Source organism: Solitalea canadensis DSM 3403 (genome assembly GCF_000242635.2).
GTDB classification, from domain to species: Bacteria; Bacteroidota; Bacteroidia; order Sphingobacteriales; family Sphingobacteriaceae; genus Solitalea; species Solitalea canadensis.
The window spans coordinates 3,659,109-3,684,789 of the sequence record NC_017770.1; the positions used below are offsets into that span (position 1 = coordinate 3,659,109).

19 protein-coding genes are annotated in these 25,681 nt (G+C 38.0%); 9 read left to right on the top strand and 10 right to left on the bottom strand.

Features of this window, described 5'->3' with window-relative positions; all coding sequences use genetic code 11:
- The first annotated feature begins 30 nt into the window (after positions 1–30).
- From nuoL to SOLCA_RS15215, 4 genes are all read left to right on the top strand, one after another.
- Positions 31–1,911 carry an NADH-quinone oxidoreductase subunit L gene (gene nuoL / locus SOLCA_RS15200; RefSeq protein ID WP_014681349.1) on the top strand — a complete coding sequence of 627 codons (1,881 nt, stop codon included), beginning with the start codon at positions 31–33 and terminating at the stop codon, positions 1,909–1,911.
- On the top strand, positions 1,908–3,425 hold the full coding sequence (locus SOLCA_RS15205; RefSeq protein ID WP_014681350.1) for a complex I subunit 4 family protein: 1,518 nt from the start codon (positions 1,908–1,910) through the stop codon (positions 3,423–3,425). Before nuoL ends, SOLCA_RS15205 begins: the two co-directional genes overlap by 4 nt.
- Positions 3,412–4,833 carry an NADH-quinone oxidoreductase subunit N gene (locus tag SOLCA_RS15210; RefSeq protein ID WP_014681351.1) on the top strand — a complete coding sequence of 474 codons (1,422 nt, stop codon included), beginning with the start codon at positions 3,412–3,414 and terminating at the stop codon, positions 4,831–4,833. The genes SOLCA_RS15205 and SOLCA_RS15210 overlap by 14 nt, the downstream gene beginning before the upstream one ends.
- Positions 4,834–4,914: 81 nt before the next feature.
- Positions 4,915–5,223, top strand: a complete 309-nt coding sequence (locus SOLCA_RS15215; protein ID WP_014681352.1) for a heavy metal-binding domain-containing protein — start codon at positions 4,915–4,917, stop codon at positions 5,221–5,223.
- A gap of 57 nt (positions 5,224–5,280) precedes the next feature.
- Here the strand turns inward: SOLCA_RS15215 and SOLCA_RS15220 are convergent, their stop codons facing one another.
- From SOLCA_RS15220 to SOLCA_RS22480, 3 genes are all read right to left on the bottom strand, one after another.
- The gene (locus SOLCA_RS15220; protein WP_042479935.1) at positions 5,281–5,613 is read right to left on the bottom strand and encodes a hypothetical protein; all 333 of its coding nucleotides are present in this window, start codon (positions 5,611–5,613) and stop codon (positions 5,281–5,283) included.
- Positions 5,614–5,783: 170 nt separating this feature from the next.
- The gene (abc-f, locus tag SOLCA_RS15225; protein WP_014681354.1) at positions 5,784–7,373 is read right to left on the bottom strand and encodes a ribosomal protection-like ABC-F family protein; all 1,590 of its coding nucleotides are present in this window, start codon (positions 7,371–7,373) and stop codon (positions 5,784–5,786) included.
- 179 nt (positions 7,374–7,552) lie between these two features.
- The gene (locus tag SOLCA_RS22480) at positions 7,553–9,382 is read right to left on the bottom strand and encodes a DUF4153 domain-containing protein (protein WP_014681355.1); all 1,830 of its coding nucleotides are present in this window, start codon (positions 9,380–9,382) and stop codon (positions 7,553–7,555) included.
- Between the two features lie 196 nt (positions 9,383–9,578).
- Between SOLCA_RS22480 and SOLCA_RS15235 the strand changes: the two genes are divergently transcribed.
- The 5 genes from SOLCA_RS15235 to SOLCA_RS15255 all read left to right on the top strand — a co-directional run bounded on the left by SOLCA_RS15235 (position 9,579) and on the right by SOLCA_RS15255 (position 13,670).
- On the top strand, positions 9,579–10,379 hold the full coding sequence (locus tag SOLCA_RS15235) for a DUF4382 domain-containing protein (protein WP_014681356.1): 801 nt from the start codon (positions 9,579–9,581) through the stop codon (positions 10,377–10,379).
- Positions 10,380–10,493: 114 nt separating this feature from the next.
- A complete protein-coding gene (locus SOLCA_RS15240) occupies positions 10,494–10,805 on the top strand; it encodes a hypothetical protein (RefSeq protein WP_157604584.1) in 312 nt (103 codons plus the stop codon).
- A 46-nt stretch (positions 10,806–10,851) separates the two neighbouring features.
- Complete coding sequence (locus SOLCA_RS15245; protein WP_014681358.1) at positions 10,852–11,646, top strand: hypothetical protein; 795 nt, start codon at positions 10,852–10,854, stop codon at positions 11,644–11,646.
- A 4-nt stretch (positions 11,647–11,650) separates the two neighbouring features.
- Positions 11,651–12,328 (top strand): response regulator transcription factor, encoded by a 678-nt coding sequence (locus tag SOLCA_RS15250; protein ID WP_014681359.1) that lies wholly within the window; start codon positions 11,651–11,653, stop codon positions 12,326–12,328.
- A 22-nt stretch (positions 12,329–12,350) separates the two neighbouring features.
- The gene (locus SOLCA_RS15255; RefSeq protein ID WP_014681360.1) at positions 12,351–13,670 is read left to right on the top strand and encodes a sensor histidine kinase; all 1,320 of its coding nucleotides are present in this window, start codon (positions 12,351–12,353) and stop codon (positions 13,668–13,670) included.
- 88 nt (positions 13,671–13,758) lie between these two features.
- Here SOLCA_RS15255 and SOLCA_RS15260 read toward each other — a convergent pair whose 3' ends face one another.
- The 7 genes from SOLCA_RS15260 to SOLCA_RS15290 all read right to left on the bottom strand — a co-directional run bounded on the left by SOLCA_RS15260 (position 13,759) and on the right by SOLCA_RS15290 (position 25,553).
- Entirely contained in the window at positions 13,759–14,064 is a 306-nt protein-coding gene (locus tag SOLCA_RS15260) for a hypothetical protein (RefSeq protein WP_014681361.1), read from the bottom strand.
- Between the two features lie 168 nt (positions 14,065–14,232).
- Positions 14,233–15,666 carry a TolC family protein gene (locus SOLCA_RS15265; protein WP_014681362.1) on the bottom strand — a complete coding sequence of 478 codons (1,434 nt, stop codon included), beginning with the start codon at positions 15,664–15,666 and terminating at the stop codon, positions 14,233–14,235.
- A gap of 14 nt (positions 15,667–15,680) precedes the next feature.
- The gene (locus SOLCA_RS15270; RefSeq protein ID WP_014681363.1) at positions 15,681–18,887 is read right to left on the bottom strand and encodes an efflux RND transporter permease subunit; all 3,207 of its coding nucleotides are present in this window, start codon (positions 18,885–18,887) and stop codon (positions 15,681–15,683) included.
- Positions 18,888–18,909: 22 nt separating this feature from the next.
- Positions 18,910–19,995 carry an efflux RND transporter periplasmic adaptor subunit gene (locus SOLCA_RS15275; RefSeq protein WP_042479941.1) on the bottom strand — a complete coding sequence of 362 codons (1,086 nt, stop codon included), beginning with the start codon at positions 19,993–19,995 and terminating at the stop codon, positions 18,910–18,912.
- 343 nt (positions 19,996–20,338) lie between these two features.
- A complete protein-coding gene (gene odhB, locus SOLCA_RS15280) occupies positions 20,339–21,559 on the bottom strand; it encodes a 2-oxoglutarate dehydrogenase complex dihydrolipoyllysine-residue succinyltransferase (protein WP_014681365.1) in 1,221 nt (406 codons plus the stop codon).
- A gap of 137 nt (positions 21,560–21,696) precedes the next feature.
- Positions 21,697–24,489 (bottom strand): 2-oxoglutarate dehydrogenase E1 component, encoded by a 2,793-nt coding sequence (locus tag SOLCA_RS15285; protein WP_014681366.1) that lies wholly within the window; start codon positions 24,487–24,489, stop codon positions 21,697–21,699.
- Positions 24,490–24,638: 149 nt separating this feature from the next.
- Positions 24,639–25,553: a MerR family transcriptional regulator gene (locus tag SOLCA_RS15290; RefSeq protein ID WP_014681367.1), complete on the bottom strand. Its 915-nt coding sequence runs from the start codon at positions 25,551–25,553 to the stop codon at positions 24,639–24,641.
- Positions 25,554–25,681 lie beyond the last annotated feature (128 nt).

Genomic DNA, 25,681 nt, shown 5'->3' on the forward strand with positions numbered 1-25,681 from the left:
TAAAGTCCATGGATTACTAAACAACATAATATGCAACTCGCCCTCCTACCGGCATTTCCGTTTTTAGGTTTTCTGCTGCTGGCTTTTTTTGGCAGAAGATTACCCCAATCAGCCATTGCATTCATCGGAACAGGAAGCGTTAGCATTTCTGCATTATTAGGCATCTACATTGCTGTCCATTACATCACTAGCCCTCCATCCTCAGGATACGTGATCCAAACATTATGGGAATGGATACAGGTCGGAAACTTTTCCAGCGGCATTACCTTTTATTATGATGCCCTTTCATTGGTATTTGTCTTTGTAATCACCTTTGTTGGAGCGCTGATCCATCTTTATTCGACTGAATTTATGGAACACGATAAAAGCTATGCTCGTTTTTTTGCCTATATGAACTTATTCGTTTGCTCCATGCTCCTTTTGGTTTTAGCAGATAACCTGGTTTTACTTTATTTAGGATGGGAAGGTGTTGGTTTATGCAGTTATCTTTTAATTGGTTTTTGGTATGAAGAAACCCAAAATGGACAGGCAGCACAAAAGGCTTTTATTATAACACGTATTGGAGATACTGCTCTTGCCTTGGGTTTATTTCTTCTATTCTATCAGTATGGCAGTTTACAAATCCTATCTATTAATAACGTTATTCAACATCAACCAACTCATGATAGTTCATTAACTACCCTGGCCGCCTTATTGTTATTAGGAGGAGCTGTAGGAAAATCGGCTCAACTGCCGCTGCAAACATGGCTTCCCGATGCTATGGCGGGTCCTTCACCTGTTAGTGCGTTGATCCATGCTGCCACAATGGTTACAGCAGGAGTTTATTTAATAACACGAATGCATTTTGTTTTTGAATTATCGCCTACCGCAATGACCACAGTTGCAGTTGTAGGGGCTTTAACCTTACTTATTGCTGGTACCTCTGCATTAGCTCAATATGATATAAAACGAGTCTTAGCTTACTCAACAGTGAGCCAATTGGGTTACATGTTTTTGGCCTTGGGGGTAGGCGCCTGGACTGCTGCTATATTCCACTTCATGATTCATGCTTTTTTTAAAGCGTTGTTATTTCTGGCTGCCGGAACCGTTATTGAAGCACAACACCACGAACATAATATGTTTAAAATGGGAGGGTTGAAAGATAAACTACCTGTTGTTTATAAAACCTTCATTATTGGAGCCGCCGCCTTAGCTGCATTACCTTTAATAAGTGCCGGTTTTTACAGTAAAGATGCCATTTTATGGTATTCAATCAGCTCTCAAAATGGCTCAATCCTGCTTTGGCTTGCAGCAATAGTCGGTTCGTTTATTACGGCCTTGTATTCTACCCGTATGGTTGTACTAACGTTTTTCGGTGAATCAAAAACCGAAGTCAGTTACCTGCCAAAGTGGAAAATGATCATTCCGCTTATTATTTTGGCATTTCTTTCAATTGTTGGCGGATTTATTGAACTACCACACAACTTCGGTCATGTTACCTTATTTTCTGATCTTTTATCGAACATGCTACCCTCCGTGCAACTATCTGAAGGGTTTTCTGAACTAACCTTCCAGCTCCTGGCAGCAGTTATTTGTTTGCTTGGAATATTTTTGGGATGGAAGCTATATACTAACAACCAACTGCTTCATAATAAGCTAAAAGACAGTACTTTTTTTGAATCCATTCATAATTTTCTCTTAAGTGGATGGAAGTTTGATGTGCTCTATAATGCCTTATTTCAACAGCCTTATCGTCTTTTAGCAAAAGCCAATAAAAATGATATTGTAGATCAACTCAATACAATAATTGTTGACTTCTGTAATTGGCTATATCAAATGCTTTCATTTACTCAGTCGGGATCACTTCGATGGTATGTGATGGGAATTATTGCCGGAACAATCATGATTTTAACCTTACAGCTATTACTATGATACTGCTATGGCTCATTGTTACATTACTTTCAGGAGGGCTACTTGCATGGATTGCTGGATATTTTATACCTGCTTTGCCTAAGTGGATCGCCCTGATAAGCTGTTTTATATGCTTTGTTATTTGTCATAATATATGGCATGAGCAAAGTGTGGCCATTTCAACTGTAGCCAATAGTCAATGGATCATTGAATATAAAACTCCCTGGATTCGCCAATGGAATATCACTTTTCACCTCGGACTCGATGGACTCAGCTTAACTATGCTGTTGCTGACTTTTTTTATTGGAACGGTTGCCATACTGTGTTCGTGGACAGAGATCAACTTAAAAACCAATTTCTTCTACTTTAATTTATTATGGGTTCTTGCTGGAATAACGGGCGTTTTTGTTGCGCTAGACCTATTCCTTTTTTACTTTTTCTGGGAAGTAATGCTTATTCCGATGTATTTTCTCATTGGCATTTGGGGAAGTGAAAAGAGGATCTACGCGTCATATAAGTTTTTCATTTTTACTCAGGCAAGCGGGCTGTTAATGCTGGCAAGCATTATTACGATTTATTTTACAAGTAATTCAACTTCTTATGATTACGAACAATTAATTGGCATTGAAATCAGAACTCCTTATTCACTTTTAATCATGCTTGGGTTCTTAATTGCATTTGTTGTTAAGCTGCCCTTATTCCCATTTCATACTTGGTTACCGGATGCACACTCGGAAGCTCCAACCGGAGGAAGTGTGATTTTAGCCGGACTAATGTTAAAAACGGGGGCTTATGGGCTGCTACGATTTATATTACCGCTCTTCCCTCAAACCATGCATCAAATTTCGGAGTGGGCCATTATTTTAGGGGTGATTTCCATTTTGTATGGGGCCTTACAAGCCTTCGGGCAAACCGATTTGAAAAGACTTGTTGCCTATACAAGTGTAAGCCATATGGGTTTTATCATTTTAGGCCTATTTGCATTTAATGAATTAGCCATTCAGGGAATTATCCTCCAAATGATTGCTCATGGAATAAGCGCTGCCGCATTATTCATTCTTGCCGGGATGCTTAAGGAACGTTTGCATACACGAAATATTAATGAAATGAGCGGACTTTGGAGTTCAGCTCCACAAATGGGATCAGTGGCATTGTTATTTGCGATGGCAGCCTGCGGGCTACCTGCTTTAGGTAATTTCATTGCTGAATTTTTGATTTTACTTGGCTCATTTGAAAAACATCCGGTTGCAACTGCATTAGCCAGTGTTGGTCTCATCTTGTCTGCCATCTATTCCGTCAGAATGATGCAGAAAGTATTCTTCGGACCCACGCACACTCCGGCTCCTTCAACGTACGATCTTTCTATGCGAGAAAAACTGATTATGGGTTTATTAACTGTAGCGATAGTAGTTTTGGGCTTATTCCCTCAACCGGTAATTGACCTGCTCAAACCTTTAGCTCAACGCTTATCTATAACCACAATTCAACATCCTGATACGAATGATCTAACCGATTCCCAAGATGCCAATAATTGATCTATATAATTGGATGCCATTGCTAACTACTGCCGCAGGATCAGTACTGCTGATGTTGCTTATTGCCATAAAATTATCACATAGAGTTATTGAAATCATTTGCTTGATTATTTACCTGCATGCAATTGTTGCCTTATCGGAGTCGCATTACATGCTAAATAACCTGTTTATTTTTGATGGTTTTCAGGCTCTTTTTCAAGCTATACTATTATTTTCCGGCTTAGCGGTAACCTTGCTTTCTTACACTTACTTTAATGAAAAGGAAGAAAACCCCAAAGAATATTATGTGCTATTATTGCTTAGTACTTTAGGAGCACAAGTACTTTGTATTAGTCATCATTTTATTAGCCTATTTCTGGGACTCGAAACCTTAACCATTGGTCTGTATGCACTTATTGCCTATTTACGAACTCGTAATAATGCAGTAGAAGCAGGAATCAAGTATTTAATCCTTGCTGCATTTTCTTCAGCATTTTTATTGCTGGGAATGGCTTTTATTTATTTCGAAGCCGGCACTATGGAATTCAGCAAAATCGCTGAAGTAGCTAAAGACAATCCTTCATCTGTTATCCTGATAACAGGAGTAGGTTTATTAGTAGTAGGCGCTGGTTTTAAACTTTCCTTGGCGCCTTTTCACTTATGGGCTGCCGATGTATATGATGGTTCCCCTACTCCGGTAACAGCATTTATTGCAACCGTTTCAAAAGGTGGAATGCTGATTATTTTATTCCGCTTTTTGGCCATCACCGGGTTGTATCAATATGAACCCACATTTACTATTCTAACAGTATTAGCTTTAATTTCGATGCTAACAGGAAGTTTCCTGGCATTAAAGCAGCGAAACCTGAAGCGTATCATGGCGTTCTCTTCGATTGCTAATATGGGCTATTTACTGGTGACAATACTTGCGGTTAAAAACGGTGGAATTCAAGCTGCTACCTTTTATACACTTATTTATTTTATTGCACTATTAGTGATTTTTGGAACCATCTGTACTTTATCAACTAAAACTCGTGATGCCGATTCGATAGATGATGTTAAAGGGCTCTTTTGGTACCGGCCCGTTCTGGCAATGCTATTAACCGTTGCCTTACTTTCATTAGCAGGGATTCCCTTAACAGCAGGCTTTATTGGAAAATTCTACATACTGCGTACAGGTATAGAAGGGAAACAATGGGTACTAATATTCACCTTAATCTTCACCAGCATTGTAAGTCTGTTTTATTACCTGAGGATCATTGTATCAATGTTTTCGGCAGGTGATAAAGTTATTACTGAAGCTTATCAGCTTCATCCCGGATATTATTACATCAATGGGCTTCTTTTAACAGTTTTAACTGCGGGACTCATCATAATCGGTGTGTACCCTCAACAGATAATTGCCTTTTTACAGACACTCATTCACTGATGTAATGTATTCATTATCAGTACATAATTGATTAACTTTATAAACCAATGCATTTGTCAAACAACCAAACACTTATGAGTTATGAAAAAACTAATCGTTCTCACAGTTTTGCTTTTTATTGGAGCTGCAGCTTATGCCCAGGATACCATTAAAAACAAACAAACTATGAAATGGTCGCCGATGTACATTTGTCCGAAATGCGATCACACTTCATCAACTCCTGGAAAATGTCCGGGCGATAATATGACAATGGTAAAAGAAGGAATGTATTATTGCAAAATGGATGACGGCCAAACTTCTGAAACCGAGGGAAAGTGCCCAAAATGCGGAATGGACATGGTTAAAATGGAACGTCCAAAGGAAAAAATGAAGGATAAACCTAAATATTAAAAGAAAAGCTGTCCCGTTGTTACGGGACAGCTTTTTTACACTAGTTCAAAGAATGTTTTATTGTGGATTCGTTACCGATTTCTGAACAGAAGTTTCATTGGTTTTGCCTGCAATAATCAATAAAACTGCACCTGTCAACAATACCAACCATCCCCAGCTGAAATGAACGATTCCTGTCGCTAAAGTTGCCAATTTTTTCAACGGAATAAATGCAAAAGAGTCAGCGACTTTCCATTTTGCTGCCATAAAGATGAAAACAGTAAGCCCCAAACTAAACCAACCCGATAATCGAATCAATAAATTTCGCTGAGTAAATAACGCAAACAGGGCGATTACAGCAATTGTAACTAACAATATCCCTAAAGCTACATGAATCCAAAAGAAGTTCATCGATCCGTATAACGGCACCCGCATCACAGGCAAACAGCCCCTATCCCTAAAGCTAATGCCCCTGCAATTCCTATTACTTGTTTCATTTTATATGCAAAAATTTATGCGGCAATAGTACAATTATAATCCTAGTAGGATACTTAAAATCTCCCTAGACATCTCATAATTGACTATACCACTTCAATTACTCGTTCTACATTTACCTGATCCAGAAAATATTGATCGTGCGATACCACAATCAATGTTCCTTTATAGTCATTAATCGCTGAAGTCAAAATCTCAATATTTTGAATGTCTAAATTATTGGTAGGCTCATCCAAAATAATAAGATCAGGAGCCAAGTTGCTTATGGTTAGACAGCAAAGCATCAGTCGCATTTTTTCACCACCACTAAGAACGTTGCAAGGCTTGTCCCAATAGTCTTTGGTAAATAAAAAACGATTTAACCGGATTTTGATTTCATGCTCTTGTAATGCTGAATGATTGAATTGCTGAGCCTGTTCATAAACATTAAGCTGATTATCAATTAATGAATAGTCCTGGTCAATGTAAATCCCTTTATTGATTGCTCTATAAACGGAACCCATTTCAGATTCAATTTCACCTAAGATTATTTTTATCAAGGTTGTTTTACCCGATCCATTTGATCCATTAAGCACAATTCGTTCCCCACTTGTTATCTGAAAATTCAATGATTGGCTCCAGAGGAAATATTCATTATATCGATAGTTAGTTTCCTTAGCAGAAAACAATATTTTACCCTTATGAAGTGCCGAGTCATAAAGACCAAGTTTCATTTTATCGGTATCAGGTAACTCCTTTCTTAATTCACTCAGCTCTTTCGAAATAGATCCCACCTTTTCAGCATGAACACCCTTCATACGGGAAGTACTTTTCTCCGCACTATTCTTTAGCGTATTCATCATAATGGTTGGAAGTCCTGCTTTTTCTTGTTTTTTCTTTCCGCGGGCATCCAACTTTTGTTGCCGTTCCATCGCCTCTTTCTCTACTTCCTGTGCTTTTCGTAAAGCTTTCTCCTTACTTTTTAAATCAAGATTTAAGGCATTGCTTTCAATTTGTTTTTGTTCCGCGTAGAAATCATAATTTCCTCCGTAAACAGTTATCCCTCGTTTACTTAATTCATAAACAGCATCTAGCAGATTTAGCAATTTTCGATCATGGCTCACCACAACAATCGTTTTTGAGCTTGACGTAATAAAATTATAAAGCAATTGCCTTCCGGCCGTATCTAAATGATTACTTGGCTCGTCCATCAAAATCATTTCGGGTTGATGAATAGAAATTCCGGCTAGAAACACCTTTGTTTTCTGTCCGCCACTTAGATTTTTCATTTGTAAAGACCAATCGAAGCCATCCAATTTCCAATAAGCCAAGGCTTCACGGCAACGCTCTTCAATCGTCCAGTCATCATTCAATAAAGTGAGGTTCTCATCCGTTACATTACCGTCCAGAATTTCAGTTAAGGCATTTATCTTAGCATCTACCTGAAGCGCCTGAGCAATAGTAAGGTGATTGAATTGACCAAAAAGTTGGGGTATATAATAAGGTTTCGACTGAGATTTTACGAGCCCGGTTGAGGGTTGTAAAACATCAGCTATGATTTTTAACAGGGTTGATTTCCCAGTTCCATTATTACCAATTAGGGCAATTTTATCTTGTTTTTTGATAGTAAGATTTATGTTTTCGAACAATAAATCTTTATTAGGATGTATATAGGTCAAATTTTGTATAATAAGCATAGAATCTTTCTTTTAAGGTGAATAACTATAGCCACCACACATGGGGGCTAACATTTATATTTCCTGAAAGAAACTATCTATTACATACTTTGTCCTTTAATTTTGGTGTGCAAACTTAATAATTTTCTTGTAAATGCAAGAAATCAGCGAAACATCTCAATGATATTTCTAATTTGTTCTTAATTACCCTTCACAAAAACAGTACAATTAAAAGAAGATACCTTTCGCTTGCCATTCTCCTCAACACCCGAAATAGTTGAAAAAATAAACTTAACAGTCGCTTTTTGTTGAGTATCAATCAACGTCATCTTCTCCTTTGGTAATGAAAAACTGTAGTCATTGGTTAGTGTTATCTTTTTTTCCTTAATCAACCTATTAACTAACGCAACAGTATTTACAGAATAGATTTCTGTGTTATTTTTTATAATAGTTAACCTATCTGCAAGGTCACAATCGATCTCAAGGGTATCATTATCCAGTTCATACTTCAACTGTCGCTCGCTTGCTCTGCTAAAATCAAGTCCTTCAAACATGTAATCAAACCCTTTAACAGATAGTGCATTGGTTGAATAATAGTCAGCCCGAAGTACAAAATTTTTCTGGCTTGTACTTGCAGCAACCGGATAATAATCACTAGCCATTTCAATGTTCATCAACGTCATCACTTCACCGAGCCGGTAATCATATTTTCTGATTTCATCAAAAGAAAAATCAGTTTTTCCAAACCAGGACTGAATACTTTTTAATCCGTGATTAGTGTTCAGATACCTCAACGTTTCAGTTACTTCCCTTCGATCTTTCAGCGAAAGCTCCTTATGATTCTTGGTAATCTTATTATTTACCAATACAGCATTTTTTATTAAGATCTTCTTTAATCGCGCTAGCTGACTATTCTCGGAGATGGCAAAAGCTCCCCATGGACCGAAAGAACAAAATAGAGCCAGTAAACAAAGGGAAACGGGAATTAGCTTGATGTTTTTAGAACGACTAAATAAAAAATAGGTAGCAACGCTAAAAAGCCATAGGGCTAAAGCAATAATAAAATACCTATTTTCTGTAATTCCATACTGCCGTACGCGCTGATAGATTGCAACTCCTAATAATATGATCAACGGATAAATTGCCAGATAGAACCACTTTGCATACGACTTTATCCAAGTGTTGCCCTCCTTCTCCCGAATTGGCCAGACAAATAATAATGCTAAAATTCCCGCCACTGAAAACCCAATCACCAAATAGGCAACCCAACCTTTGGGTAATTCCCATTGATATATAATCTTAATTAAATAAGCATATAAAATAACGAGGTAAATGGTTACCAGGGGAAGTAATACATATTGAGTAAAGACTTTTACACTTTCAGGATAATGCGTATTGTCTTCTAATTCCTGATAATCGTCCGGCAATCCTGAAAGAAAAAACCACACGTTAAAGATCCAACCCATAATAATGAAGAGTTCGAAATAACGTTTTTCATTTACGTTGAGATCAAAAAGCTGGTTAACGGCTGCAATTGCCAATACTAAACCGATATACAATACGCCTGCATATAATGCTGCAGAGCATACACGGGAAAATAAGGCTAGGTTAAATTGCCAGAAACCATTACCGAAACCCTTACCAATATAAGGAGCGAAAGCCACCAGCATGTGTATTGCAATGAAGAACAATCCATAACGCGAATAATCAACCACCCGGAAAAGTTTAAGTTCGGGAAGGAAATAGAAATAAAAACCGAGCAGTAATGCTCCAAATAGATTAATCAGCAGTTTTTTCCATGCTTTGATTTTCTTCGACTCTGCAAATAAGGCAAGCGCAGTAAACCAACCAATTCCCAGCAAACAAACCATCGATAATTTTCCCATCCATACATCATCTCCATTATGCTCTACAATATACAAGTGGCAAAACGCTCCAATAAATGAACTGATCATCACAAATGGAAAACGACTTAAGCTAATAGCAGCAGAATCAATAATGACAGCAATGGATGGAAACTTAAATTTCATGAATCGATGTTAAATAGGACTGCAAATTAACAAGATGCATGGAGCCTGCAAAGGCTATTCATTCCTATGTCTTTATTTAAAATTTAATGTGCTGAAAATCAAATGATTAATATATGTAAATAATCTTGTCGGCATTTTTCATCCTGTTTTCATATTCCCATTACACTTTTGAGTCAAACAATTTAAAACTATTACCATGAATAAGAATTTAAGAATCATTGCAGTATTGCTAACTGCTCTTGTTGGCTTCTCGGCATGTTCTAAAACAGAAACAAACGGAACAACTCAACTTCAGGTTCGCATGACTGATGCTCCTGGTAACTATGAGGAAATTAACCTGAACGTTAAAGAAATTGTCGTTAAAGTAGACGATACTATTTCAAAAGGTTATGTTTTAGAAGCTGATAAACAATTTAACATCCTTGACTTCCGTGCTGGTACAGCAACTCCAGATATTTTGGTTGCAAACGAAGAAATACCATCAGGAAAAATTAAAGAAGTAAGACTTGTATTAAATGAAACAGGTAATACCATTAAAGTTGACGGCCAATTGTACGATTTAAAAGTACCAAGTGGCTATTCATCAGGATGGAAAGTTAAACTAAGCGAACAACCTACCTTAACCCCTGGAATCGCTTATTCGTTGGTTCTTGACTTTGATGCAGCAAAATCAATCGTAAAAACCGGAAACAGTAAATTTATCTTAAAACCGGTTGTTAGAGGCTTAGCTGTTGCTACTTCTGGTATTTTAACAGGTACTATCAATCCGGTGGCTGTTCAAACTAAAGTGTATGCTATCAATGCTAATAATGATACAGTAGGAACTATTTCAGATGTTACTACCGGAGGATTCTCAATCGGTGGATTAAAAACTGGTTCTTATAAGCTGTCATTAGATGCTCAAGATACCACTTACAAAGATTCAACCATTAACAGTGTTGCAATTGTAGCTGGACAAACTACTGCACTTGGAACAATTACTTTAAAGAAAAAATAATAATTTCGGCCAATGATGGGTTTTGCCTCACTATGTGGGCAAAACCCTTTTTTCATTTTAAGCCGTTGCACAGATGTTTGTCTTTTTGGCAACAAACTTATTATGTTTGCAATCATGATCAGGAAATATTTAAATCGATTCCTTTATTCGTTTATTATAATAATAGCAGGCTCACATGTATCGTTCGCCGCCACTGTTGGGTCTAGTGATTATTTGAATGAAGACGTATTCTCTATACCTGATTCAACTGGAAGGCAACAAAAAAAGCCTGATCCAAAAAGCAACAATGGGAAAAAGGGTGATATTAAAGAGGTGCCTAAATCTCGTAAACAAGCCAAGCCTGCTGTTGTAAAGCAACAACCAATTAAAATTAAACCAGTTAAAATTGCTAAGCCAAAAGTTAAGGTCAACATGCGTAGGTTCTAAAATGATTAAGTATATATGCTTAAGCATTTTTTTTTGTTTAATAAGAGTGATAGGATTTGCCCAAGCCGATAGCAGCAAAACCACACTCACTGTTGCAGCTATGTACATCAGCAATGCTAACTATTACGGTCAAACAACCGATCAAAAGTTTCCATTGGTTTTAACAAATGCTACTGTGAGATTGCCTATGGGGTTATACTTCGCCTCAAGCATCTATCAACTAATAAATACTGAAGGAGGTACTGTTGTTGCCTTAGGCGCAGGTTACGATTATAGCCTAACTGAAAAGTTGACTGTAGGTCTCGGATTTAATCATACATTTTTTCCTACAAATTCTCCTCTTCTGCAAGCTTCAAATGCAGAAAATATCAACGCATCTGTAACGTATAATTACTGGCTAACCTCTGCCCTAAGTGCTGATTACGCTTTCGGTAAAGAGCAGGACTTCTTTATCACGCTAACGAACTCCAAAGCATTTAGCCTCGGAAGTTTATTTAGTGATGAGGATTATATATCCATTGAGCCCGGAGTTGAAATAGTTGCCGGAACTCAACATTTCTACGACACTTATATCACCAAGAAAAATAATAAAGCGAACCCTGGTGGCAAACCTAATGTTCAGCAACAGCCTGTTAATAATGGCAATGGAAGTATTGTATCGTATGTTCCTGCCTCAAAATTCAGTTTGTTGTCTTATAACCTTAAAATGCCCTTAGCCTATAATAGATCAACTTATTTAATAGAAGCTGCTTATCAGCTATCAATACTAGGAAAACAAGTGGATGCAGTATCAACAACTCCAAAATCATTTTTCAATTTAAGTTTTTACTATCAATTCTGACCAGATGAATGTATTGATCATTGAAGATGAGCATAGTTTAGCTTCGGAAATGGAAGATTTTCTAAAGAAAGCTTTTTACATCTGCGACAAAGCATATACCGCCAAAGAAGGTCTGGAAAAAATTGCTGTCAATCTTTATGATTTTATACTACTAGACCTTGGGTTACCAGATAAAGACGGATTAACATTACTGCAAGAGGCAAAAAAACACAATCCGGAAGCAGCCTATATTATTCTGACTGCTCGCGGTAATTTGGAAGATCGTATTAAAGGACTTGATTTGGGAGCAGATGATTATCTGCCTAAACCTTTTTCTTTGCTGGAATTACAATCAAGAATGCATGCTATCTCCCGCAGGAAGTCAGGACTTAGTGATTCCTTAGTTTCGCTGGGCGATTTTAAAATAGATCTCAAGAAAAGACTGGTACTACATAATCAATCGGAAATTGAGCTTTCACGTAAGGAGTTTGACTTACTTAGCTATTTACTATTACACAAAAACCGTCCGTTAACAAGGATGCAGCTAAGTGAACATATATGGGGTGTTTTTGCAGATGATGATTATGATTCAAATTACATCGATGCAACCATCAAAAACATCAGAAAAAAACTTGGGTCTTTTGCGGCAACAGAATGGTTGGAAACGATCCGTGGAGTAGGTTATAAAATAAAATCGCGATAGTATCTTTTAACTTAATATTAAAGTGAAACTACTAACAAAGCTTACCCTTTTTATTACGTTATCAAAACTGGCAGTTGTGGTGCTCTTTGTCACCCTGCTCCCTTCTTTAATAGAGAGAATAGCTTTTCAATACACCACCTATTACTTACGCGAACAACAAAAGAAAGTATTAAAGGTAATTGCACATAATGGTGTCGACTTTTATTTACAGGGCGATAGCAGTTATGGTAGTTACACTATGCTCAAAGAAGAATATATTTCACTTGAGCCTGCCGATCGTAATAGTAAGCTGGACACTATACAGACAGCGAAACGTGTGGTTGAGCAAGATACACTGACTTATCGTGTGCTTAGCTATACTTTCAACCATGGCAATCGAAACTATAACCTCGAAATTGGGAAAACTACTGCTACTATCAATCAATACAATAGCGCTTTGCAGAAAGTGGCTCTGTATGTGTTAATTGGTCTAGTAGTGATAACCTTGTTAATTGACCTGGTATTTACCCGTTACCTGTTAAAGCCTTTAGGGCAGATTATCAATACCAAACTCTTAAATAGAAAATTCCCATTCAATGAGGAGATTCCTCCAATAAAGACCTCCACTTATGATTTCAAGTATCTTGATACTGCTTTTATCCAATTGATGGATCAGATTCATGAAATCTTTGAAAAAGAACGGGAATTTACTGCAAATGCTTCTCATGAGTTAATGACTCCTATCAGTATTCTACAAACCAAAATTGAAAATCTGATGATGGAAGAATCAATTGATGAGCATTTGCAAGGCAAACTAATGGAAATGATGAAAACCTTGAATAGGTTAAAGAAAATTGTCAGGTCGCTGCTTCTTATTTCACGAATTGAGAATGAACAGTTTGCCAAAGTTGATACAACCAGTCCTAAAACATTAATTAATGAGGTAATACAGGACTTACATCACCGAATGGCTGAAAAACAACTCATGCTATCTGTCAATGTATCTTCGTCAGTTACCTTGAAGAAGCTGAACTATGATCTGCTTTTTCAACTGTTTTACAATTTAATAAATAACGCGATCAGGTATAATAAACAAAAAGGCATTATCCAGATAAACGATGAAAAGATAGACGGAAGCTACTTAATAAAAATTTCTGATACGGGCATCGGCATTCCTGCTGAAGAAATTGCTTCCATCTTTAACCGTTTTAAAAAAGCCAGTCAAACCAGTGTTGGGTTGGGTCTTGGTTTGTCTATCGTCAAAAGTATTGTAAACTATCACCAGGTGGAACTTAATGTAAACTCGGTTATCAACGAGGGAACAACCTTCACCATTGTATTTCCTAAGGAGATGATTGGATAATTGGAACCATATAAGACATTTAAGACCATTTAAGCAGTTTCACTTACCTATGTCTTATATGGTTTATACTTTAAGAACCTTTAATGCTTTAAGAACCTTTAATGCTTTGCAAATTCATTAGTCCTTTTTGCAAATCTTCAGCGTTCATTACCGGACTGAGGTCTACTTTAGCATTTAATTGCATGAAAAAGGGTTCTGCAATAGCCGGAATTTCGGAAACATCTTTCAAATCAAAAACGAAAAAACAAGATCGACTACCGTCAACAGTGTAAAAATAACTCGCTTCAGGCTTAAGTTTTTCTATGGTAGATTGCATGATTTTGGGTAAAGAACCTTCCATTAAAGCTTTGTTTGCTGCTGCAACATCCAAAGTTACTTTCAGTAGTGTTCGCATGGCTTTCAATATTTAGATAGATTAAAGTTCAAGCTTTTTTTCTTCAATTGGAAATTAAAGAATGCCCCCTCATAAACTTATTTTTCAATGAAGCGAATCATAAAAAAGCCCGGCAATTATTGCCAGGCCACACTAAAATTAAGGCTATGATAATTTGTGTTTGTTCAATTAATTCCACCCTCCTCCTAAAGCCTGATAGATATTTACTACCGCATTCAATTGCTGTTTTTTTGTTTCCACCAATTCCAATTTGGCATCCAAAGCATCACGTTGAGTCATTAGTACTTCCAGGTAATCAGCTCGTGCCGAGCGGAATAGATCATTAGAAATATCAATTGAATGGGTAAGCTCATCCACCTGTTTTGACTTTAATTCATAGCTTTTTTGTGAATTACTAATAGTAGACATCTGATTAGCCACTTCCACATAAGCATTTAAAATGGTGCGTTCGTAATTATAAATGGCTTGTATTTGTTTTGCATTAGCACTTGCTAGTTCTGCTTTTAAGCCATTCCTATTAATCAGCGGTGCCGCCAATTCACCCGCCAGAGAGTAAAGCATCGATTCGGGGAATTTAACCAAATAGCTCGGATCAAAAGCCTGTAATCCGATTGAGCCGGATATACCTAATGAAGGATAAAACTCTGCTCTTGCAGCCTTCACATCCAATTTTGCTGCTGCTAGTTCTAATTCTGCCTGCTTAACATCTGGTCGGTTAGCTAACAATTGGGATGGAATACCGACATGTATATCCGCGGGAATTAAATCTGTAAAATTGGTTGAGCTTCTCGCAATAGGCTGAGGATACCGGCCCAATAAGAAATTAATTCTATTTTCCGCTTCTGTGATCTTCTGTTGAATTTCGTATTGCAAACTTTGAGAGTTCAATACTTCGGCCGAAAATTTCCGTACAGCTAACTCTGTAACTCTGCTCGCTTCTTTTTGGATTTTTATAATCTCCAACGCATTGTTTTGCAGTTCAATGTTCTTTTTAACGATGGTCAACTGCGTATCTAATGCTACTAATTCATAATAAGAGTTGGCTATTTCGGCCACAAGATTAGTTACAACGAAGTTCTTACCTTGTACACTTGCTAAATAACGGCTTACCGCTGCTTTCTTTTCATTGCGTAATTTATGCCAAATATCTACTTCCCAATTACCGTATACACCTAATAGATAATCAGGTAGCGGATCTGGCATTTCTTTACCAGCCGTAATTTCTGTAGAAGCATCACCAGCTCCCTGACTGGTATATCTCCCTATTTTTTCTATCCCAACTCCAGCCCTAACTTCAACAGATGGCAACAATTGACCTTGTTTAAGCTTGATCTCGCTTTTAGCGATTTCCAATTCCTGTAAAGTAATTTGCAATTCCTGATTGCGATTCAGTGCTGTATCAATCAAACTATTCAAGTTCGGGTCTGTAAAGAATGACCTCCATTGAATCTTACCCGAATTTAGCGAATCGGTTGCGCTTACATAACTTAACGGAACCTCTTTATTTTCTACTTTTTGAGTTGCCGCAGGAACTTTACAGCTTGCCATCGCAAAGCAAATTCCAGCCAGTCCTATACCCAGATATATTTTCTGTTTAAACATTACCTTTAAAATCTTCAGTTCAACACTTCTTCAATTTCTGCCATGTGACCCTCGACTAATTTGTTCTCAAGCTCTTCAGTCAGCGGTTGTTCATCCTCAATCCGGATCAACTTATGTTTTTCAGCTATTTTACCGAAGATGTAATACAATCCAGGTATTACGATTACTCCGAACACGGTACCAAACAACATGCCTCCTGCAGCTGCAGAACCAATAGTTCTGTTTCCAATTGCACCCGGACCAGTTGCCATAACCAATGGAATCAATCCGGCAATGAATGCAAATGAGGTCATTAAGATTGGCCGGAACCTTACCTTCGCTCCTTCCATTGCGGCCCTGAATACGGATGCACCCTCGCTATGTCGTTGAACAGCAAATTCTACAATCAACACTGCGTTTTTACCTAACAATCCGATAAGCATTACCATGGCTACCTGTGCATAAATGTTATTTTCCAGTCCGAATATTTTTAAGAACAAGAATGCTCCAAAAATTCCGGCAGGCAATGAAAGAATAACCGAAAGTGGTAAAATGAAACTTTCATACTGCGCAGCAAGGATCAGGTAAACAAAGCCAAGGCAAATAAGGAAAATGTAAACAGCTTCGTTTCCTCTTGAAACCTCATCTTTAGAGATACCAGCCCAATCAATACCGAAACCTCTGGGCAATGTTTTAGCAGCCACCTCAGTAATTGCCTTAATGGCCTCACCACTACTATATCCCGGAGCTGAAGAACCACTGATCTCTGATGAGTTATACATGTTATGACGAGTGATTTCAGACAGACCATAAACTTTCTCCATTTTCATGAAGGCCGAGAACGGTACCATTTCACCTTTATCATTTTTAACATACAGCTTTAACACATCTTCAGGCAAAGCGCGATATTGAGGTAAGGCCTGCACCATCACTTTATACTGCCGATCGAATTTGATGAAACTGGTTTCATAGTTACTACCAATTAAGGTAGAAAGCGTATTCATTGCATTATCAATAGTCACACCTTTTTGCTGTGCAATGTCATTATCGATTCGCAACATGTATTGAGGGAAACTCGCACTGTAAAAGGTGAATACAGAGGCTAACTCTGGTCGCTTGCTAAGTTCTTTCACAAAATCACGACTCACCGTTTCCATCTTTTTGTAATCACCACTACCGGCTTTATCCAATAAACGTAACTCAAAACCACCTGCAGCTCCATAACCAGGCACTGCCGGCGGTTGGAAAAACTCAATACTGGCCCCGGTAATGTCTTTTGATTTCTCTTCCAACTCATTGATTATATCCTGAGCTGATTCCTTACGATCTTTCCAATCTTTAAGGTTGATCAAACAAGTACCAGAGTTAGCACCGGTACCCTCGGTTAAAATCTCATAACCCGCTAATGAAGAAACCGACTTAATTCCATCAATTCTCTCCGCAATCGACTGTAGTTTTTCTGCAACCTGATTGGTTCTTTCCAAAGATGATCCTGGAGGAGTTTGAATAATGGCATACACCATTCCCTGATCTTCATTTGGAATAAAACCGCTCGGTACACTATTATTTAAAATCCCTACTCCAATACAAAATGCCGCCAACACACCAAAGGTTACTATTCGTCTGCTCACCACCTTATTAAGCACCAGTTCGTACTTAATGGATAGCTTTTCAAACAATCGGTTGAATCCATGTAAGAAACGATCTACAAGAGTTTTCTTTTTAGCTTTCCCATGGTTATTCTTTAACATCATGGCACACAATGCAGGTGTTAAAGTAAGCGCCACCAATCCCGAAAGAATAATGGCTGTTGCCATAGTGATTGAGAACTGACGATAGAAAATACCTACCGGGCCCGACATAAAGGCTACTGGAATAAACACTGCCGCCATCAGGAAGGTAATTGCGATAATAGCCCCACTGATTTCCCGCATGGCGCGTTGTGTAGCTTTTAATGGGGAGAGATGATATTTCTCCATGTTAGCGTGAACTGCTTCGATTACCACAATCGCATCATCCACAACTACACCAATGGCCAATACCAATGCAAAAAGCGTGATCAGGTTTAAAGTAATACCAAAAAACTGCATGAACACGAACGTACCCACTAATGATACCGGAACCGCAATTGCCGGAATAATGGTGGAACGCCAGTCGCCTAAAAAGATGAATACTACTATACCTACCAAAATAAAGGCTTCGACCAGGGTATGAATTACTTTTTCAATAGAAGCATCTAAGAATTTAGACACATCATAACTGATTTCATAGTCCAGCCCCTTAGGAAAATCTTTTGATTTTAGTTCCTGCATTTTGGCCTTTACATCAGCAATAACCTGACTTGCATTACTTCCGTATGCCTGTTTTAATACAATGGCAGCAGATCCTCTTCCGTTAAGATTGGAGTACAAATCATACATTGAGCTACCAAATTCAATATCGGCAACATCTTTTAATCGAAGTAACTCGCCATCAGGACTAGAACGTAACACTATATTTCCATATCCATCTTTGGTGCTATACCTACCTGGATATTTTAAAACATATTCGAAAGCCTGTGAACGTTTGCCTGAACTTTCCCCTGTTTTACCCGGAGATGCTTCAATACTCTGTTCATCCAATGCTTTCATAACTTCATCAGCAGAAATTTTATACGCCAGCATGCGATCAGGTTTTAGCCAAATCCTCATTGCATACTCGCGGTTACCTAAAATATCGGCAAAGCCTACTCCATCAACCCTTTTTAACTCCGATAAAATGTTTATATCAGCAAAGTTGTAAAGGAAGTTTTCATTCATTTTAGGATCCTTGCTATAAAGGTTGATATACATCAACATATTCGACTCTTCACGACTAATCTTTACCCCTTCTCGAATTACTAACGGCGGCAATTTATTAGTTACCGCAGCTACACGGTTCTGCACATTCAGCGAAGCCTGATTAGGATCGGTTCCTAAGTTAAAAACCACTTGAATGGTTGCTTCTCCATCATTACCTGCATCAGAAGCGATGTATTTCATTCCTGGTACACCATTCAATGCTCTTTCCAACGGAATCACAACTGATTTTATTAAAAGCTCATTGTTTGCTCCCGGGTACTCAGCAGTGATATTCACTTTTGGAGGAGAAATGGATGGAAACTGTGTTACCGGCAAATGAGCCATTGACAACACACCCAAAAACACGATGATGAGCGATATTACAATAGAAAGGACGGGCCTTTGTATGAACTTGTTAAACATAAAATTAGGTTTGGCGTGTAAATTATTCCGCTTTTAATTTTAACTGGCCGATCACGTTTTTAGGATCTTCAAAGTTGCAAGCGATCTTATCATCGTCTTTCACTTTCTGCACTCCTTCAATCAAGATTTTATCATCAGTTTTAAGGCCATTACTTACAATGTAGATATCAGGAAGCTCTGTCGCTACGGTAATTTCTCTTGATTTTACCACATTGTTTTTATCTACGATAAATACATATTTTTTATCCTGTAACTCGTAAGTAGCTTTTTGAGGTATTACCAGTGCATTTTTAATAGGGACTACCATTTGTACTTTCCCGGTTTCACCATTTTTTAACAATAAGCCTGGATTAGGGAATTTTGCTCGGAAAGCAATATTTCCGGTTTCATTATCGAACTCACTTTCAACAGTTTCTACCTCACCTTTTGCTTTTAACATTTCGTTATTGGCCAGGATCAGACTAACCTTTTGCTTTTGGCCTTTATTAGCGGTGCTTTGATAGTTCAAATATTCCGGCTCCGATACGTTGAAATAGGTATAAACCTGGCTATTGTCCGAAAGACTAGTTAACAATTCGCCTTCATCTACTAAACTTCCCAGTTTTAAAGGGATGCGATCGATCGTTCCATCAAATGGCGCCCTGATTTCTGTAAATGAAAGATGCAGACTTGCCAATGATGCTTCAGCTTTAGCCTGGTCAAGCTTAGCTTTCGCCATCGTCAATTCGTTTTTAGAAACGATATTTTTGTCAGCTAACGTTTTCGTATTTTCATACTCAATTTCCGTTGCTTTAGCTTCTGCCTGAGCCTTTTGTAATTCTGCCTCATAAACCTTCGGCATAATTCTGAATAATAACTGACCTGCTTTTACTGATTGCCCTTCGTCTACATAGATGTTTTGCAGGTATCCTTTTTCCTGAGCTCTGATTTCAATATTACGAACTGAGCGTATCTGAGAAACATACTCCTTTGTAAAAGAGGTGTCAATAGCTAACGGACTTGTAACCGCGTAATTACTTACCTCTTTCTTTTCTTCTTTATCGGTTTGTTGGCAACTAGTATTGTATAGCAGGGCACAAAAACCCGCAAGCACTACAATCTTCTTCATCATAATGAGCTCTATTTGGTTATTAAGTATCTTTTAGATTATGCAGGAAAATTGAACAGTGCGAGAGCTATCTTTTTTGAATACCAGAAATGATTCGATTGAATCTGCAATCAAAAATGAAGCATAATGAAATGAAAACTGCTCCTTCCATGATACAAAACAAAGGCAGTTTTATGAATTTTTTATGAAGTTACCAGGGATAGTAAGAGAGATAACGCTAAGATGATAATTGCTTAACGAAATTGGAAGGTTTGTCTCCATTCATTAAAATGATTTAAATGAAACTAAAAACGGCCCTTCTCTTTAAGGAGAAAGGCCGCTTCAAAATTATCATTTTAAAAGACTAAACACCTAATAATAAGCGAGTAGGATCTTCTAATAATTGTTTAACACGTACTAAGAAACCAACAGACTCGCGACCATCAATAATACGGTGGTCATAAGAAAGGGCAACATACATCATCGGACGAATTACCACCTGACCATTTACAGCAACAGGACGCTCAACAATATTGTGCATACCTAAAATAGCTGATTGAGGAGCATTGATAATCGGCGTCGACATCATTGAACCAAATACACCACCATTCGTAATAGTGAATGTTCCACCTGTCATTTCTTCAATTGAAAGTTTGTTCTCTCGAGCTTTTAACGCTAGGTTAAGAACTTCTTGTTCTATTTGAGCTAATGTCATAGAATCAGCGTTACGGATCACCGGAACAACTAAACCTTTAGGAGCAGAAACAGCGATAGAACAGTCTACAAATTGATTGTATACAATTTCCTCACCATCAATACGTGCATTAACAGCAGGGAATTCTTTCAAAGCCTCACAAACTGCTTTGGTAAAGAATGACATGAAACCTAAACCAACACCGTGTTTTTCCTTGAATTTATCTTTGTATTTAGAACGGATCTCCATGATTGGCGACATATCTACCTCATTGAAAGTAGTTAACATTGCCGTTTCATTTTTAACAGCTACTAAACGTTTAGCAACAGTTTTGCGAAGATTCGACATTTTTTCGCGTTTCTCAGCACGAGGACCAGCAGGTGCAGCGGCCGCAACAGGAGCTGCAGTTTTCGCAGGTGCAGCAGCAGCTTTAGCTTGCGCTTTTTCAGCATCCTCTTTGGTAACACGACCATCTTTACCTGTACCGTTCACATCTTTTGGATCGATACCTTTTTCTGCTAAAATTTTACCGGCAGCAGGAGATGGATGACCCGCAGCATAAGAATCACCTGACGATGCAGGAGCGGCAACAGCCGCAGGAGCTGAAGCAGCTACAGTTTTTTCTTCTTTAGCAGGCGCGGCAGCTGGAGCTCCGGCACCTTCTTCAATAGCACAAATTACAGCGCCAACAGGAATAGTATCACCTTCAGCAGCCATTGTTTTTAACACACCTGATTTCTCAGCAGTTAATTCAAAAGTTGCTTTATCCGATTCTAATTCGGCAATTACCTCGTCCATTTCAACAAACTCACCATCATTTTTAATCCAGCGAGATAAGGTTACTTCGGTTATCGATTCGCCCACAGCGGGCACTTTCATTTCTAAAGCCATTGTTTTTTTATTACGGATTGCGAGTTATTATTTTTATTTCGGGTTGCGGGTTACGGGTTTCGAATTGCGTATAACAAGTACTGTTATATCTACGATTTGAGTTCGTAATTCGTAACCCGAAACTCGTAATTCACTAATTAATCTACTTTTACTGCTTTCTCAGTTGTTTTCTTCACGTTCTCTTTTACCTCTGATTTCACTTTGCTGGCAAAAGCTTTTGCAATAATATTTAATTGCTGCGCTACGTGCAGTTTCGAATAACCGGTAGCTGGAGAACTTGCTTCTAAACGAGCAATTACATCTAATGGTTCTCTGCGTAAGTGACGAACTAACCAAGGCCATGCTCCCATATTCTCAGGTTCTTCCTGTACCCAAATCCATTCTTCTGCATTGCTGTATTTCTCTTTAATCGCATTGTATTGCTCATAAGGGAATGGATAGATCTGTTCTAAACGAACAACAGCCACGTCCTTACGGCCATCTTTTTGTTGCTGATCAAGTAATTCATAATAAATCTTACCTGAACAGAACAATACGCGTTTAACGTCTTTTGCTTTTACGTAGTTATCGTCGATGATCTCTTTAAAGCCACCTTTAGTAAAGTCGGCCAATGGACTCACACATGCAGGGTGACGCAATAAGCTTTTAGGCGAGAATACTGTTAATGGTTTACGGAATTCATTCTTTAACTGACGGCGCATAATGTGGAAGATCTGTGCCGGTGTAGTACAATTAGCTACATACATATTGTACTCTGCACAAAGCTCCATCATACGCTCGATACGAGCTGATGAGTGCTCAGGTCCTTGACCCTCAAAACCATGAGGTAATAACATTACCAATGCATTACTGCGTTGCCATTTGGTTTCTGCAGCAGCAATGTATTGATCGATAACGATCTGTGCACCGTTAACAAAATCACCAAACTGAGCTTCCCAAATTGTTAAAGCATTTGGAGAAGCCATCGCATAACCATATTCAAAACCTAAAACGCCATACTCTGAAAGGTGTGAGTTATAGATTTCAAATGGAGCTGCAGGTGAAGTAGCTACTTTTTCCTGAATTGGATTGTATTCCTCATCCGACTCTTCTACCTTAATGATAGCATGACGGTGTGAGAATGTACCACGTTCAACATCCTCTCCTGAGAAACGTACTCGGTGGCCTTCATTAACCAAAGTAGCGTAAGCTAATAATTCACCCATCGCCCAATCCAACGATTTAGTTTCGTTGATCATTTTCTTGCGATCGCCAAATAGCTTTTCAATCTTGTTAATGAATTTTTTATCTGAAGGAAGATCGGTGATCCTATTTCCTATATCAACTAATGTTTTCTCGCTTACCGCGGTATCAACTGATTTTACAAAGTCTTCAGGGGTAGCAAAACGCATACCTTTCCATGGACCTTGCATGGTTGGTTTTGTAAACTTAGGCGCTTCTTGTTTTACTTCATCCAATCGTTCTTGCAACATTTTACGGAAGTTCTTATCCATTTCTTTTGCAAGATTGGCATCCACATCACCTTGTTTCAACAATTTTTCATTGTAGATCTCACGTGGATTTGGATGTTTCTCAATCGCTTTGTATAAAGTAGGCTGAGTGAAGCGAGGCTCATCTCCTTCATTGTGACCGTAACGACGGTAACAAAGAATGTCAATGAACACATCATTATGGAATTTCTGACGGTATTCCATTGCCAGGTTAATTGCATAAACAACCGCTTCCACATCATCTCCATTTACATGGAACACAGGAGAAAGGGTTACTTTAGCAATATCTGTACAATAAGTACTTGAACGAGCATCACGGTAGTTGGTAGTAAAACCAACCTGGTTATTGATTACCAGGTGAATAGTTCCTCCAGTTTTGTAAGCATCAAGCTTAGCCATCTGAAGTACTTCGTAAACAATACCCTGACCTGCTACAGAGGCATCACCATGAATTAATATTGGTGCAAGCTGCTTATAATCATTATCGTATTTCTGATCGATCTTAGCACGAGCAATACCTGTTACTACACCATCAACAGTTTCAAGGTGTGAAGGATTTGGACAAAGGCTCAAGTGAACATCTTTACCATCTACTGTTTGTACATCGGTAGAGAATCCCATGTGATATTTTACATCACCTCCAAATGGCGCACTTTCATCGTAGTTTTTACCTTCAAACTCTGTGAAAATATCTTTGTAGGTTTTGTTCATGATATTGGCCAATACGTTCAAACGACCGCGATGAGCCATACCAATAACAAACTCTTTAATGCCTAATTCTGCACCTTTCTCAATAACTGAGTCTAAAGCAGGAATAACTGTTTCAGCTCCTTCTAAAGAGAAACGTTTTTGTCCTAAGAATTTTGTGTGAAGGAAGTTTTCAAAAACAACTGCCTGATTCAGTTTATGAAGAATACGTTTTTTCTCATCAGAAGTAAATTTTTGCTTATTTCTGCTGCTTTCCATACGCTCCTCAAACCACTTCATTTTTTCAGGGTTACGGATGTATTTGTATTCAGCTCCTACTGATTCACAATAGGTTTCTTCAAGCAGCTGACGAATGTTTCTCAAAGTTGTAGCGCCTAATCCAACTTCGATACCTGCATTGAATACAGTATCCATGTCAGCTTCGCTTAAGCCGAAAGTTTCCAGTTCTTTACCTGGGAAAAACTTCATGCGTTCGCGAACAGGATTAGTTTTAGTGAACAAGTGGCCGCGTTGTCTGTAGCCGTTTATCATGTTCAACACCTTCATTTCTTTTTCAAAATGCTCATTTGTTGCAGGCACATCGGCTCCTGCTTCTGAATTTTTGCCTAATTCAAAGCCTTCGAAAAATTTCTGCCAGCTGAAATCAACTGACGTCGGATCACTTTTATATTGTTGATAAAGAGATTCGATATACGAGGTGTGCGCGTTGGTAAGATACGTGAGATTATCCATTCTACTTACTTATTTTCCAATAAAATCTGTCGGGTAGCAAAAGTAGTTATCTTACCTGTTATATGGAAAGAAAAAAAGGAATTTTGCGTTTATAGAAAATGATTTACATCAGTTAATCATTCTGATGCAATTTTAACCTTTCTGACCATTTAACAAGTAAAATACAGTCGTTGCACTTCGGCATTGTTATTAATAAAATCGATTAGTTCAGGTACATTTTTAATCACTGTTAAGCGATCTTGAGGAGTAATGGCAGAATTTAATGCCAAATGCCCTGAAACAGCTAATGGCCATTTTGGTAAATTTTCAAGCAATTTAGTAACCATGATATTTACATCTCCAAATACAGTATCGGTAATAAGGAATGTAATTGCATAATCAGGATCATAATAACTGGCTACCTGAAAAAGGTCTTCATACGGCAAGTTAGCTCCCAGGTACAACACATGATGACCACGAGACTTAATCAAATAATTGGCAAAAAGCAGACTTAACTCGTGAGCCTCTCCTTCTGGTAAAAAGAGCATATATTTTTTAGCAAGCTCAGGGTTAGGAGTTTCAATCTTACTAATTGCGGTGATAAGCTTTTGCTTGATAAGGTGAGTGATAAAATGCTCGTGCGCAGGATTAATAGTACCGGCCTGCCACATCATTCCTATCTTATGAAGAAATGGATAAACAACTTCCAACATAGTACGCTCCATACCCATCGACTGAATACTTGTTTCCATTGTTTCTTCAAAAATGGCTTCATCAAGGGTAAGCATAGCATTGCACATAGACCCAATGGTACATGAACAACCATTAATTTCGCAGTCGGCAAGCTTATTTATTTGATTGGAGATATCATTCTCACTCATTTTCGCCACTTCAGAAATTCTCATCCCTGAATCGAGCAACAATGAAATATTCAGAAACTTTTTCAGATCACAATCATCATAGTACCTGATATTGGTATCTGTTCTTTTGGGGATAATTAGGTTATATCGTTGTTCCCAAACCCGGATGGTATGTGCTTTAATACCTGTCAAACACTCTATATCACTTATCGAGAACTTTTTCACTCTTTTATTATTTCTGCAAGTTTAACAATTGTTAACGCATTGTTGTTTGTAAGTTAAACGTAGTACTACAAAGAAAATAAATTCACTTAAATTCTTCGCCAGTCCTTCAATATACTATGTATTGATTT